8 protein-coding genes, 1 tRNA gene and 2 rRNA genes (1 of these 11 cut by a window edge) are annotated in these 14,674 nt (G+C 56.0%); 5 read left to right on the forward strand and 6 right to left on the reverse strand.

Features of this window, described 5'->3' with window-relative positions; translation table 11 throughout:
• Positions 1-76: 76 nt before the first annotated feature.
• A complete protein-coding gene (locus PU634_RS12295; protein WP_306761102.1) occupies positions 77-841 on the forward strand; it encodes an IclR family transcriptional regulator in 765 nt (254 codons plus the stop codon).
• Between the two features lie 118 nt (positions 842-959).
• Here PU634_RS12295 and PU634_RS12300 read toward each other — a convergent pair whose 3' ends face one another.
• The 3 genes from PU634_RS12300 to PU634_RS12310 all read right to left on the reverse strand — a co-directional run bounded on the left by PU634_RS12300 (position 960) and on the right by PU634_RS12310 (position 6,828).
• Positions 960-2,465 carry an aldehyde dehydrogenase family protein gene (locus PU634_RS12300; RefSeq protein ID WP_306761103.1) on the reverse strand — a complete coding sequence of 502 codons (1,506 nt, stop codon included), beginning with the start codon at positions 2,463-2,465 and terminating at the stop codon, positions 960-962.
• 150 nt (positions 2,466-2,615) lie between these two features.
• A complete protein-coding gene (locus tag PU634_RS12305; RefSeq protein ID WP_306761104.1) occupies positions 2,616-3,965 on the reverse strand; it encodes a lyase family protein in 1,350 nt (449 codons plus the stop codon).
• A gap of 349 nt (positions 3,966-4,314) precedes the next feature.
• A complete protein-coding gene (locus PU634_RS12310) occupies positions 4,315-6,828 on the reverse strand; it encodes a CoA transferase (RefSeq protein WP_306761105.1) in 2,514 nt (837 codons plus the stop codon).
• 520 nt (positions 6,829-7,348) lie between these two features.
• Between PU634_RS12310 and PU634_RS12315 the strand changes: the two genes are divergently transcribed.
• From PU634_RS12315 to gcvA, 4 genes are all read left to right on the forward strand, one after another.
• Positions 7,349-8,866, forward strand: coding sequence for a BCCT family transporter (locus PU634_RS12315; RefSeq protein ID WP_306761106.1), 1,518 nt, complete (start codon positions 7,349-7,351; stop codon positions 8,864-8,866).
• Positions 8,867-8,891: 25 nt separating this feature from the next.
• Positions 8,892-10,049 (forward strand): iron-containing alcohol dehydrogenase, encoded by a 1,158-nt coding sequence (locus PU634_RS12320; protein ID WP_306761107.1) that lies wholly within the window; start codon positions 8,892-8,894, stop codon positions 10,047-10,049.
• A 67-nt stretch (positions 10,050-10,116) separates the two neighbouring features.
• A complete protein-coding gene (locus tag PU634_RS12325) occupies positions 10,117-11,613 on the forward strand; it encodes a CoA-acylating methylmalonate-semialdehyde dehydrogenase (protein WP_306761108.1) in 1,497 nt (498 codons plus the stop codon).
• Positions 11,614-11,805: 192 nt separating this feature from the next.
• On the forward strand, positions 11,806-12,729 hold the full coding sequence (gcvA, locus tag PU634_RS12330; protein WP_306761109.1) for a transcriptional regulator GcvA: 924 nt from the start codon (positions 11,806-11,808) through the stop codon (positions 12,727-12,729).
• A 216-nt stretch (positions 12,730-12,945) separates the two neighbouring features.
• Here the strand turns inward: gcvA and PU634_RS12335 are convergent.
• The 3 genes from PU634_RS12335 to PU634_RS12345 all read right to left on the reverse strand — a co-directional run.
• Positions 12,946-13,022: transfer RNA gene (locus PU634_RS12335), tRNA-Asp, on the reverse strand.
• Positions 13,023-13,057: 35 nt separating this feature from the next.
• Positions 13,058-13,172, reverse strand: a 5S ribosomal RNA gene (gene rrf, locus PU634_RS12340).
• Between the two features lie 88 nt (positions 13,173-13,260).
• A 23S ribosomal RNA gene (locus tag PU634_RS12345) occupies positions 13,261-14,674 on the reverse strand (it continues 1,476 nt past the right edge of the window).

Consider the following 14,674-nt stretch of genomic DNA (forward strand, 5'->3'; position numbering starts at 1 on the left):
AAGGAAGCGGATAAGCAAGGTGGCAACCCCGGCGTGAAACCCAACGTTTTTTCCATATATAAAAGAGAGTGAGAAAGTGAACGAACACGTCGAAAAATCAAAGGCACCGGCCGTCGATGCCTCCGTACTGATCCTGGATCTGCTGGCCGCCGCCTCCTATCCGCTGACCCTGACGGAGATCTGTGAGCAGACGGGAATTCCGGTGGCCAGCGGCCACCGTATCGCCCAGACCCTGCTCAGACATCAGTTGATTGCCATGGATCCAAGCCGTAAAAAGGCATACTGCATCGGCTCACGCATCTTTCAGATCGCCTCGACCGTGTACAACAAACAAAGCCTGATCCCCTATTTCTTTCCGATTGCCGAAATCCTCAAGAACGAGATCCACAAGCTGATTTTTCTCGCCGTACCGGTAGGTAACAAGGTGGTGGTGGTGTCCAAGGTGGAACCGTCGCTTAATGCGTCACTCAACCTCTTTATCGGTCAGACCATGCCAATGCACCGCTCGGCCGCCGGCAAGGCCATTTTGTCGATGCAGTCGGCCAACTTCAGGAAAAGTTACATGGAAGGCGAGAAAAGCGTGGCGCCGTTGGCGGACAATCGAGTGGCAGAGCTGGAAGAGGAATTGTCCCGGGCCCACCGACTCGGCTATGCGGTCAGCCAGGGCGAGATAGAGCACCATCTCAGCTGTATTGCCGCGCCGGTACTGAACCTGAGAAACGAACCGGTTGCCGCCATCAGCGCCTGCATCGACGGTGCGACACTCAGCGCACAGGACTCACGAAACTATTCCAAGTTCCTGATCCAGGCGGCAAGGCAGCTGTCATCCCGGTTTGTCTGACACAGTAGCAGCAAACGGCAGGATGGGAGAACAGCGGACAGACACAGGCAGCCGCCGGCCCGAAGGCCGGCGGCTGTGAGTAAACGAGCTAACCCAGTTAGCTAGACAGAAGCGGTTATCAGGCGTCGCCGTAATACACCCAGACCCCCTTGGTCTTGGTGTAGGAAGACAGGGAGTGAATAGCCATCTCCTTGCCCCAGCCACTCTGGCGGAAACCACCAAAGGGGGCAGCCAGGCCGTAGCAGCCGTAGCGGTTGATAAACAGCATGCCGGCGTCGATTTGTTCCGCTACCCGATGGGCACGGGACACATCTGCGGTATAAATGCCGGCCGCCAGGCCGTAGGCGGTGGCATTGGCCATTTGCACAGCTTCTTCCGTGGTGTGGAAACGGGTGCAGCACAGCACGGGGCCAAAAATCTCTTCCTGAGCGATGCGGGCATTCTGATCCACCTCGGAGAAGATGGTGGGGCGAATGAAGTAACCGTTGGCATTGTCACCCTCGGTATCGGCACAGCCGCCGGCCACCAGTTTGGCCTCGCCCTTACCGATTTCAATGTACTCCAGGATCTTGTTGAACTGGGCCTCGTTGCACTGGGGTCCCTGGTCGACATTTTCATCGAACGGATTGCCGCACTTCACCGCATTGGCCTTGGCAATCAGCTTTTCAAGCACCTGATCATAGATGCTGTCGTGGATCAGGAAGCGGGTCGGCTCCGAGCACTTTTCACCCTTGTGAGAGAACATGACGGTAAAGGCCCGATCGATGGCGCCGTCCAGATCCGGCGTGTCTTCAAAGAAGATACAAGGGGACTTGCCGCCCAGCTCCAGGGTGGCCGCCTTGAGGTTGGACAGGCCGGAGTTTTGCACTATCTTGCGCCCTACCCCGGTGCTGCCGGTAAAGGACACCTTGTGCACATTGCTGCTCAGGGTCAGCTGGTTGGCCATCTCGCCGTTAGTCAGCAGCATGTTGATCACGCCCGCCGGAAACTCGAGCTCACTGTCGATCAGCTCCATCAGGTAGATGGTGGTCAGCGGCGTGTATTCCGACGGCTTGATGATCACGGTATTACCCATGGCCAGTGCCGCCGCCACCTTGAGGCTGGTCTGGTACAGAGGGAAGTTCCAGGGAGCGATCAGCGCGCAAACGCCAATCGGCTCCTTGAGCGTGTAGTTCAGAAAGCCGTCTTCTACCGGCGAGGTTTCACCATAGAACTTGTCGGTCCAGCCGGCATAGTATTCAAAAATATCGGCGCAGGTGGGAATGTCGTCGGCCATGGACTCGGCGAACAGCTTGCCATTGGGCAGAGACTCAAGCACCGCCAGCTCTTCGGTGTGCTCGCGGATCAGCCGGGCAATCTGGCGCAGCATGTCCGCCCGCTGGGTGCGGCTGACCTTGGACCAGGCGCCGGACTCGTGCCGCTGGTTGGCAATGTGAGCGGCGTATTCCACCTGCTCCGCATCGGCCATCACGAATTCGCACAGCGCTTCGCGGTTGGCCGGGTTGGTCACTACCCACTTGTCCTGGCCGGCGCCGTCTACCCACTGGCCATCGATATACTGCCGCTTGGGTTGCTGAAGCCAGTCGTGGGCCCAGGACAGGGGAATGTTTTTTACAGAATCCATTTGATACTCCATTTCTGTTGCGACGATGGTTACATCCTGTGAGGACGTTTGCTGTAACGATTGCCGACGAGAGTAGAAGGATGGCTTTTCGAGCACAATTGACATTAGGGTATGGCGCCGTGCAAAAAACTCATCCTTCTTCCCGGATGCTTATTCCTTCAGGTAACGCCGGATTTGCTCCAGGTCACCGCCGCTTTCCTTGTAAACACGGGCAGCGAACGAATAGCCGCGTTGCTGCTTAAGCCGAATCAGTGTGGGAATCAGGGTATTAACGTTATGGGCGTTACGCGCCAGATCCGGCTCCATACCGGCAAGGCAATGCTGCCGAAAGGCCTCCATGCCGCTGGTCAGCACCGAGATAGCGTCGAGCAGATTGCTGATCACCACCGACTGCCAGGGGGTATAATCGAGCTCACCATGATCCTGGGTCATCTGCACCGAGTAACAGCGCCCGCAGGCCTGCATGCAGCACTGGATCAGGTATTCCGGAATGGTCGGGTTGACCTTGCCCGGCATGGCCGAGGAGCCGGGTTGAACCGCGGGCAGGCGAATTTCACCAAGCCCGGTTTCAGGCCCCGAGGCCATCAGGCGAAAGTCCTTGGCAATGCGCAGCAGGGCCCTCGCCAGCTGATCCAGTCCGGCCGCCACCCGGGCAAGATCGTCATGACTCTGTGACGCATCAAACAGGTTGTCGCTGTGCACAAACCGTGTCTCCCCCGTCATGCGGTTCAGTCCATCGATAACCCGGTTGAAGAAGGCCTCGGAACAATCCCCCTTGCGCCCGATAATATTTCCCCCCAGGTTGACCCGGTACAGCTCGGACGTATCCGTCTCCAGTCGTTGACGGTGCCGTGTAAGCTGAGATGAATAGCCGCCAAAGAGATCGGCAAAACTGATTTCGACCGCGTCCTGCAGGCAGGTGCGGGAAATCTTCAGCACATGTTGCCACTGCTGCCCCTGCTCATCGAAGGTACCGATCAAGGCTGCCAGCTCGCCATCCAGTCGCTTCATCTTGTCGATCACCGCCAGGTGGCAGGCGGTATTCAAGGCATCACTGGTCGAGTTGTTCAGGTTAACGTGATCATTGGGATGCACCGGCTGGTAACTTCCCAGGGGGCGATCGAAGGCATGGCGGTTGGCCAAGTTGGCCACCACCTCGTTTACGTTCATGTTGCTGGAGATCCCTCCACCGCCATGAAAGGCATGCACCGGAAACGCGTCGGTGGGTATATCCTCAAGCAGCAGGTCCACCGCCGAAACGATGGCCTGACCGATATCAGGCTCGATTTCCCCGGTATTGAGGTTGGTCTGGGCCGCCAGCTTTTTGACCAGCAGCAAGCCGCGCAGCAGCTCCGGGTAGGCCGACAGGGGTTTCTCGCCATTGAGCGGATACAAGTCGATTGCCCTTTGCGTTTGCCCCCCGAACAGTGCCTGTGCCGGCACTTTCAGCTCCCCTATCAGATCTTCTTCTATACGGTATTGCCGCTGTGTTGTGGCCATGGATTCCTCTCTCCCTGTACTAAACGCTGGGAGTTATCAGAACCAAATACCTGAGCAATCACCAGTGATACTTTCACACAGAGGAATACGAAAAACTCATGGAAGCCGCAGCTTCAAGGGAGGCAGGCGACCGAAGTAAAGGGGTTTTGGCATTTGCTAATCCTGAGCTTGTTGTTCTTTGATCGACAAGAGACCCCAGATGAACGCCTTAATCTGTAATTTGTACCACAACAGGTTATTGACGAGATTATCAGCCAATTACCATAAAAACCTGCCAGCCAGATGCCCATCGGCTGGCAGGTCTCAAAGAGGCCACCTTCTGGAAATGGCCTCAATGACAGAGAAAGCCTTAGCTGGGCAGGTATTCCCTCCCCCAGGCTTCACCGACAATGCGGGCCGCCAGCATGTCATCTATCTGCTCGTCACTGTAACCCAGCTCGGTCAATATGGTGCGAGTGGAATGACCAAACTGCTCGGTAGGACTCAGGGCAGTGATTGACGCTTCGGCCGGGCGAATCGAGTAATGATCGATCTGGGTGACCCGATGGCCACTGGGATGATGGTCATAGACCGAAAAGGCATAGCTACCCAGGTCTGTACCTGCTCGGCCGTCGGCCGTACGACTGTATGCTTCCCGCAGCTCCTCAATGCTGAGAGGCCTGGCGGCGGCAATGCCGGCCGCGTGCAGTTCACCCACCCAGTAATCGGCGCTGGCCGTCCTGAAGGCCGCGGTCAGAAAGGCTGCCATGTTGTCCGCTTCTTTGATACCAGACAGGCCCTCTATTTTCGCCAATTTATCAAGCTCGGCTGGAGTGGCATCGAGGAATAGCCAGCCGTCAGCGGCCTGATAAAAATGTGACAGAGCGTGATTCCCCAGTGCCTCCCGGCCCGATGGCTCATTAAAGGGAGCACGGCCTTGATAATCAAAGGCAAAAGATATCTGAGTCAGGTTGGTTATGGCCGACAGCGAAGTTCTGGCCCGGGAAATCGCCCCCGTTCTTAGCTTGTGGTACAAAGCAACTGCCATGATCAGACCACCGGCAAAACCGCAGTTCACATCCAGGGTGCCCAGATGAGCATGCTCTTCCGGTGTTTCCGGGCCGCCGAAGCGACTCATGATGCCGCTGTTGGCCTGAATGATGTCGTCGTAACCGATATAGTCGGTCTTGGGACCACGACGAGGGCCACCCAGGCAATCCAGACGGCAAAACAGCACACCAGGGTTGATTGCCTGCAAACTGTCATGATCCAGGCCGAGGGGTTTCATTTGCCGCTCTGGGGCGTTGATCACCACCATATCGACCGAGCGCACCAACCGGTGAAATACTTCCCGCCCTTCAGGGGTGGTGATGTCCACCAGGGCACTTTTCTTGCCCATGCCGGTCTGAAAACTGAACAGGGTGCCGATCAGCGGATCATAAAGCGGGGTCACCGGATCCAGCTTGATGACCTCGGCACCAAAACGTCCCAGAAACGCAGTAGAATGTGGGCCAGCGATAACATTGGTCAGATCCAGTACTTTCAACCCGTCCAGCCAGCCTTTTGGCTGGACGGGACCGATTTCCTTGCCCTGAGGCCGGGTAATGACCTCCCGCTGAGCGACCGCAGACAGTTCTGCCAGCGCCTGCTCAAAGCTGACGTTTCTTCTCGGACGCGGAGACAACACCTGCTCGGCCGACTCCTCCAGCCAGGCAACGGGTCCGGGCTGTTTCATCGGCCCGAACTCGGGATCGTCCACCTCCACAATCAGGCCGGCGGCATTGGTATGCTCGTCGTTCACCCATTCCTGTGTGGTTCTGTGGGGCGCGCCGGGGATCTGCCCTTCTCCGAAAATACGCCCCCACTCGGTTGAGGTTTTGGTCAGAAATACTTTCTTCATACGGGCGGAAATCAGATCGGCCCATTTCCTCGGCAGAGGATAGACACCGATGGAGGTTTCACCATTCCATTCGGAGACAGGCAGGTACAAATCTTCCACATCCGGCAGACCATCGGCAACCAGCTGATCATACAGTCCCAGCACCTTCAGGCAGCGCCTGGCATGGTTACGGTGTGACGGGCACACCACATAAAACATACGGCCATCGGCACATTCGTAAGTGCGGTAGAAAGGATCCAGGTATTCCTGCAGCTCCTCGTAGCTGACATCCATGGGCTGGTTGGCGGCCCTTCTGCGCTCAATCTCCTCTTCGCGCATGGTCTTGTAGCGTTCCGGCATGCCTTCGATCACAATGGAGTTATAGGAAAGGCCTTCCATCAACGCGGCGGCGATGGGAACCTCGATGGCATCCCCACGACCGGATTTTTCTCGGGCCAGCAACGCCATCACCACCGAGCTGGCGGCCAGACTGGTGGCGTAAGCCGAGCCCAAGGGCAGCGGCGAGAAACTGGGGTTAAGCCCCATGAGAATCCGGTTGAACCCCATATCGGTAAAGACGCCGGAGGTGGCAGCCACCACGGCTTCGGTGGCCTTCCATTCGCGGCGCAGCTGATCATTGCTGGCAAATCCCGGCAGCGACAGAGTCACCAGTTCCGGGCGCTCGGCACGTAATTGCTCAAGGTCGACTCCCAGCCGCTTCATCACGCCGGGCCGGAAGCTTTCAATAACCACATCAGCCTGTTCAATCAATGCCAGTGCCTGCTCCAGCCCGGAAGGTGTTTTCAGATCCAGGCGAAGGCAACTTTTATTACGGTTGAGAATGGCATTGGCCGGGTGATCCCATTGTGGGCCGGCCGGCGGGTCGATATGCACAACGGTGGCCCCGAGATCGGCCAGTATCATGGCAACCGCCGGACCGGCAATCTGCTGACCAAAATCAACGACACGGACACCTGATAAAGGTAATTGAGTTGTATTGTCCATGACCATTTATCCTTCTGAATGTAGCTTTCCGAAAACCCAGCGGCGCCTTGATACAGCCCATATATCGAGGCCGGCATTGGGGATGGCGTATATACTCTGTGCCTGACTGGCAAGGGGATACTAGGATTGAAAAAAGGCGGAGACCAGCAATAAAAAGCAACCCTGAGGCATCATTTTATTTATTGGTTCATGGCCCTTCATTTCTTTCATGTATATGCCAATGCCCGCGGTATGCAGCTCTTCCATATTCCGGAAAAACAGACAGCACCAGACACTCCCCCTACCCATAAATATTTTATGGTCTCAGGCTGTTTTTTTATTGCTTTCCATCTCTTCACATTTTTACAACAATCAATCCGCTTCAACCCGGCAAGGTACGGGCTACACGGTACAACAAGGGGTTCAGTAACATAGCCTGTCACCCGTGACAGCCGGTGGCCTGGCCATGATGAGTCAATGAGAGGACTTCATTTTGAAAAAAGATAAGGGACGTCTATCACTGTCAGCGGGGCATCCAATCATGGTGTATGGTTCTGCCCTGATGAGCATTATCTTTGTATTATTCACTGTGCTTAACCCGGAATATGCAGATAGCATTTATAAGTCAGCCAAGGATTTCATAGCGGCTGAGCTCTCCTGGTATTACATTGGCCTGATGAGTTTTACTCTGTTTTTTTCCGTTTGGTTGATATGCAGTCGTTATGGCAGCATTCGGCTGGGTGGGGAAAATGAAAGACCCGAATTCAGCAATTTCTCCTGGTTTTCCATGTTATTCGGCGCCGGCATTGGCATAGGGATTTTATTCTGGAGCATTGCCGAACCCATTTATCACTTTCAAGGCAACCCGTTTATTGCAGAAAGCGATAACATGACGGTGGCCGCGGCTCAGGTGGCCATGCGCATATCCATTTTTCACTGGGGGTTGCATGGCTGGGGGCTGTTTGCGGTGATTGGGTTGGTACTGGCCTATTTCTCCTACCGCCGGGGGCTGCCTCTGTCCATTCGCTCCAGCCTCTATCCGCTGTTCGGCGAGCGTATCTATGGCCCCATTGGTCATTGTGCAGATCTGCTGGCGGTGTTCGGCACCGTCTTCGGCATCGCTACCTCTCTGGGACTGGGAGCACAGCAGATTAATGCCGGACTGCAGTACTTGACCGGCATAGATGTATCGAGCACCAATCAGGCCATTTTGATCGCCATTATTTCAATCATTGCCACCGTTTCGGCGTTGACCGGTGTCAACAAGGGCATTCGCATTCTCAGTGAACTGAACATGCACCTGACCGTGCTGATCCTGGTGCTGTTTATTGTCTTCGGCCCAACAGCCTACCTGTTGGGCGCCTTTTTTACCAACATGGGCGACTACCTGGTGCACGCGGTGGAGCTGGGATTCTGGGTCAACCCGGATCCTGCCGACCCCTGGCAGGGGTGGTGGACCATTTTTTACTGGGGGTGGTGGATCGCCTGGGCGCCCTTTGTCGGCATGTTTATCGCCCGTATCTCAAGAGGGCGCACCATTCGGGAATTTGTGCTGGGGGTACTGATTGCACCCACCCTGCTCGGCGCCTTCTGGATCACCATGTTTGGTAATACGGCCCTGTTTATGGAGCTGTTCGGCAATGGCGGAGTAACGGCGGCGGTCAATGAAGACATCACCATGGCCTTGTTCAAAACCATTGAGCTGCTGGATTTGGGCCGGGTACTGACCCTGCTGCTGGCTGCCATCTGCACCGTCATGCTGGTGACCTATTTCGTCACCTCGGCCGACTCGGCCACCCTGGTTATCTGTACCCTGATTTCCATGGGACACGAACACCCTCCGGCGCGCTACCGGGTGTTCTGGGGCACAGCCGTTGGCGGGGTATCGGCAGTGTTGCTGTTTGCCGGCGGGCTAAAGGCCCTGCAGACCGCCTCCATTATCGCCGCCCTGCCCTTTTCGGTGGTGATCATTATGGCCATCTACGGCCTGTGCCAGGCACTCCGTGCAGAGTTTGCCACGGAAAAAGCGCCGGCAGAAACCGCGTTCACCGCCAAATAATTGTTCCGTCACACTGGAGTTCCATATGTCAACACAGGTCATACTTCCACGCATTCTGCAGGTTGGTGCAGGCGCCAGCAAAGAGATTCCTGCTGTGCTGGCCAGCCTTGGCTGCAAGCGGCCTCTTATCATCACCGACAGCATGATGGTGGAGCTGGGGTACGCCGGCCGTATACAGGACTGCCTGGCCCATCATCAGATCGTCTCGCAGGTGTTTGCCGATACAGTGCCCGAGCCTACCGTCGCTTCGATACAGGCCGGACTTGAAAGCATCCGTAACGGTGATTACGACAGCATCATTGCCCTAGGCGGCGGCAGCCCCATCGACAGCGCCAAGGCCATTTCCATCCTGGGCAAGCAGGGGGGCAGCATGCGGGACTATAAGTTCCCCCGCATGGTCATTGAAGCCGGACTGCCGATCATCGCGGTGCCCACCACCGCCGGCACCGGTTCGGAAGTGACCCGCTTTACCATTATCACCGATGAAGAAACCGATGAAAAAATGCTCTGTGTGGGTATCGGTTTTATGCCGGTGGCGGCCCTGGTGGATTTTGAACTGACCCTGAGTCTGCCACCGCGAATCACTGCCGACACCGGCATTGATGCCCTGACTCACGCCATCGAAGCCTACGTCAGCAAGAAGGCCAATCCCTACAGTGACAGCCAGGCGCTGTCGGCCATGCGCCTGCTGGCCCCCAACCTGCGCCGGGCCTACCACAATGGCAGTGACAAGGAGGCCCGCGAGGCGATGATGCTGGGTTCCACTCTGGCCGGCGTGGCATTTTCCAATGCTTCGGTGGCACTGGTTCATGGCATGAGCCGGCCCATTGGTGCCGCCTTTCATGTGCCTCACGGGCTGTCCAATGCCATGCTGTTGCCCAGCGTTACCCGTTACTCCATTCCGGCGGCCCCGGCCCGTTATGCTGACTGTGCCCGGGCCATGGGCGTGGCCAACGCCCACGACAGTGACGAGCAGGCCAATGACAAACTGCTGCAGGAACTGCAATTACTCAACCAGGAACTGCAGGTGCCGACCCCGGCCCGGTTCGGCATTGACCGGGAAGCCTTTTTCGGATTGATGCCCACCATGGCCGAGCAGGCCCTGGCGTCCGGCTCTCCCAACAATAATCCCAGGGTGCCAAGCATTGATGAGATCGTCGAGATCTACCGCCAGCTCTGGTAACCGGTATTCACTACCAACCACTCAAACACCATTGAAAACAGCCATGTATGGATACGAGGAAAACAATATGACCACCATCGGACATCTGATCAACGGCCAGCTGGTAACCGAACAGACCCGCAGCCAGAACGTGTTTAACCCTGCCACCGGGGAGATCAGTAAACAGCTTGATCTCGCCTCGGCGAAAACCGTAGAACAGGCCATAGCCGCAGCGCAAAATGCCTTTCCCGCCTGGCGAAATACTCCTCCCCTCAAGCGGGCGCGTATCATGTTCCGCTTCAAGGAATTGCTGGAGCAACATGCCGACAAAATTTGCCAGCTGATCGGCGAAGAGCACGGCAAAATTTCCCACGATGCCATGGGAGAATTGCAGCGGGGCATAGAGAACGTGGAGTATGCCTGTGGTGCTCCTGAATTGCTCAAAGGAGAGCACAGCAAGAATGTGGGGCCCAATATCGATTCCTGGAGTGAGTTCCAGCCTCTGGGCGTGGTAGCGGGGATCACCCCGTTCAACTTTCCGGTAATGGTACCCCTGTGGATGTTTCCCATGGCCATCGTGTGTGGCAACTGCTTCGTGCTCAAGCCTTCCGAGCGGGATCCGTCATCCACTCTCTATATTGCCCAGCTGCTGCAGGAAGCCGGGCTGCCCGACGGCGTGATGAATGTGGTTAATGGCGACAAGGAAGCGGTTGATGCCCTGCTGCACGACGACAGGGTCAAGGCAGTCAGCTTTGTCGGCTCCACCCCCATCGCCGAATATATCTACCGCACCGCCAGCGCCAACGGCAAGCGTTGCCAGGCCCTGGGCGGTGCCAAGAACCACGCTATCGTGATGCCGGATGCAGACATGGACAATGCGGTCAACCAGTTGCTGGGGGCAGCCTTTGGCTCATCCGGGGAGCGCTGTATGGCACTGTCGGTGGCCGTGGCCGTGGGCGATGCCGCCGGGGATGTGCTGGTTGGCAAGATGAAGGAAGCCATGCAGAAACTGAAGGTGGGCCCCTGCACCGACAGCGGTAATGATTTCGGCCCGGTGATTACCCGCCAGCACCAGGAAAAGGTGGTTGGCTACATCAACAGCGCCGAGCAGCAGGGAGCCACCATAGTGGTGGACGGACGTCATCCCAATGTGCCCGGTCATGAAAACGGCTTTTTTGTCGGCGGCACCCTGATCGATCATGTCACTCCCGAGATGACCAGCTACCAAGAAGAAATTTTCGGGCCTGTGCTGCAAGTGATCAGAGTCGGTACCATGCAGGAGGCCATGGATCTTATCGATGCCCACGAATACGGCAATGGCACCTGTATTTTCACTCGTGACGGCGAGGCCGCGCGCTACTTCTCCGATAACATCCAAGTCGGCATGGTAGGCATCAATATCCCCCTGCCGGTCCCGGTGGCCTATCACAGCTTTGGCGGCTGGAAGCGCTCCCTGTTCGGTGATCTGCACGCCTATGGTCCGGATGCCGTGCGTTTCTATACCAAGCGCAAAACGGTGACTCAGCGCTGGCCCTCTGCCGGAGTGCGTGAAGGAGCCGAGTTTTCAATGCCAACCATGAAGTAACGTTTCGAAAAGCGTTTTACTGAACAATTTGAGCCGCATCTCCTTTGGGAAATGCGGCTCTTTATTTTTATGGTTATAACCCTGAGGATAGGAGGACTGGCGCTGCAGGTGCATGCACAGCGCCGCCGCAAAGAAAGGACATTTTGCAAACCATGATTGCTTCGGAATGAAGTGTGGTCAGGGAAAGACATCATGAAGAAACAGCTTCCGCCACTCAACTGGCTTCGCTCCTTTGAAGCCGCCGCTCGCCACCTGAGTTTTACCCATGCAGCCAGTGAGCTGAACCTGACCCAGGCTGCAGTCAGCCAGCAGGTCAAGGGACTGGAGTCCCAACTGGGAGCCCCTCTCTTTAAACGCCTGCCCCGGGGCCTGGAACTGACGGATGCCGGGCTTGCCTATTTACCGGCCATTCATGAAGCCATTCAGCGACTCTCAGTGGCCACCGATGAAATTTTTGGCCAGGGCCGCACGCATCAGTTAACACTCAGGGTTAACCTAGTTTTTCTGACTTCCTGGCTGGCTCCCCGCCTCGCCCGCTTCAGGGTTCGGCATCCCGAAATAGGATTGCGCTTCACCAGTAATATCTGGGTGGGAGAAACAGATAAAGAAGCTGATATGGAGATCCGTCATGGACAAGGTACCTGGCCTGGCCTGAAGTCTGATCGATTGACCCAGGACGAGTTGTTTCCGGTATGCAGCCCAACCTTGATTGAAGGAACAACCTCCTTTGACTCTCTTGAGGCACTGGGTCGCTATCCGCTTTTACATGTTATCGGTTATGAGGAAGGCTGGGGCTACTGGCTCAACAAAACCGGTTACAGTCACTTCGACACCCCCAACGGATTGCAGTTTGACACCCTGATCTCGGCCATGGAAATGGCCGCCCAAGGGCTGGGTTTTGCTTTGGGAAGAAGTTCACTGGTGGAAGGCATGCTGGCCAGCGGCCGCCTGATTGCGCCATTCAAGCAAAAAGTGAAAACATCAGAAGCCTTTCATCTGGTTTACCCCATGAACCAGTATATACACCCCCATGCAGAAACGTTTCGCTCCTGGTTACTGGAGGAAGCGGCAGAGAATGGAAAACAACGCGTTCTCCCTACAGCCTCCCCAGTTTGAGTTCAGATGTCATAGCCAATCCGATTGGTATAAACAGGCGGAAAAGCAACTTCACAGAGAAACCACTTTGACCTCCGGCCAAAATGGGGTTGCGGTCACGAAATGGTCACGCTCTGGTCACGAGGGGTGATTTGACAGAATACGGGTGTGTGGTTTTACTGAGGATAGGAAAGCAAAAAGCCCTTGGCTATCAACTAGCTAAGGGCTTCTTAAATGTGGCGGAGCGGACGGGACTCGAACCCGCGACCCCCGGCGTGACAGGCCGGTATTCTAACCAACTGAACTACCGCTCCGCAAAAGCTGTATAGTCAGGAGTACTATATTGGGTGCCTGGCAGTGACCTACTTTCACATGGCAGCTGCCACACTATCATCGGCGCGGTTGCGTTTCACTGCTGAGTTCGGCATGGAGTCAGGTGGTTCCACAACGCTATGGCCGCCAGGCATAAAACTTAATTCGGAAAAAACTTTGTTTGATGAATGCTGTTTGTAGTCTCGAGACCGCAAGTCTCTCACACTTCTTGGGTGTTGTATGGTTAAGCCGCACGGGTCATTAGTACAGGTTAGCTGCACGCCTCACAGCGCTTCCACACCCTGCCTATCAACGTCCTGGTCTCGGACGGCCCTTTAGAGAGCTCGAAGCTCTGGGGATGACTCATCTCGAGGCTCGCTTCCCGCTTAGATGCTTTCAGCGGTTATCGATTCCGAACTTAGCTACCGGGCAGTGCCACTGGCGTGACAACCCGAACACCAGAGGTTCGTCCACTCCGGTCCTCTCGTACTAGGAGCAGCCCCTCTCAATCATCCAACGCCCACGGCAGATAGGGACCGAACTGTCTCACGACGTTCTGAACCCAGCTCGCGTACCACTTTAAATGGCGAACAGCCATACCCTTGGGACCGACTTCAGCCCCAGGATGTGATGAGCCGACATCGAGGTGCCAAACACCGCCGTCGATATGAACTCTTGGGCGGTATCAGCCTGTTATCCCCGGAGTACCTTTTATCCGTTGAGCGATGGCCCTTCCATTCAGAACCACCGGATCACTATGACCTGCTTTCGCACCTGCTCGACGTGTCTGTCTCGCAGTTAAGCTGGCTTATGCCATTGCACTAACCGTACGATGTCCGACCGTACTTAGCCAACCTTCGTGCTCCTCCGTTACGCTTTGGGAGGAGACCGCCCCAGTCAAACTACCCACCAGGCACTGTCCTCATCCCCGATTAGGGGACCAAGTTAGAACATCAAACATACAAGGGTGGTATTTCAAGGTCGGCTCCACGGCAACTGGCGTCACCGCTTCACAGCCTCCCACCTATCCTACACATGTAGGGTCAATGTTCAGTGCCAAGCTATAGTAAAGGTTCACGGGGTCTTTCCGTCTAGCCGCGGGTACACCGCATCTTCACGGCGATTTCAATTTCACTGAGTCTCGGGTGGAGACAGCGTGGCCATGGTTACACCATTCGTGCAGGTCGGAACTTACCCGACAAGGAATTTCGCTACCTTAGGACCGTTATAGTTACGGCCGCCGTTTACCGGGGCTTCGATCAAGAGCTTCACCTTGCGGCTAACCCCATCAATTAACCTTCCGGCACCGGGCAGGTGTCACACCGTATACGTCCTCTTTGCGAGTTAGCACAGTGCTGTGTTTTTGATAAACAGTCCCAGCCACCTGGTCACTGCGACTGGCTCAGGCTCCATCCGTAAAGGACTTCACCCGCTCCAGCGTACCTTCTCCCGAAGTTACGGTACTATTTTGCCTAGTTCCTTCACCCGAGTTCTCTCAAGCGCCTTGGTATTCTCTACCCGACCACCTGTGTCGGTTTGGGGTACGGTTCACACACATCTGAAGCTTAGAGGCTTTTCCTGGAAGCAGGGCATCAATGACTTCGGTACCGTAGTACCTTCGTCTCGGGTCTCAGCGTTGTGACTCCGGATTTGC

Origin of the sequence: Oceanimonas pelagia (assembly GCF_030849025.1) — a bacterium.
Classification (GTDB): Bacteria; Pseudomonadota; Gammaproteobacteria; order Enterobacterales; family Aeromonadaceae; genus Oceanimonas; species Oceanimonas pelagia.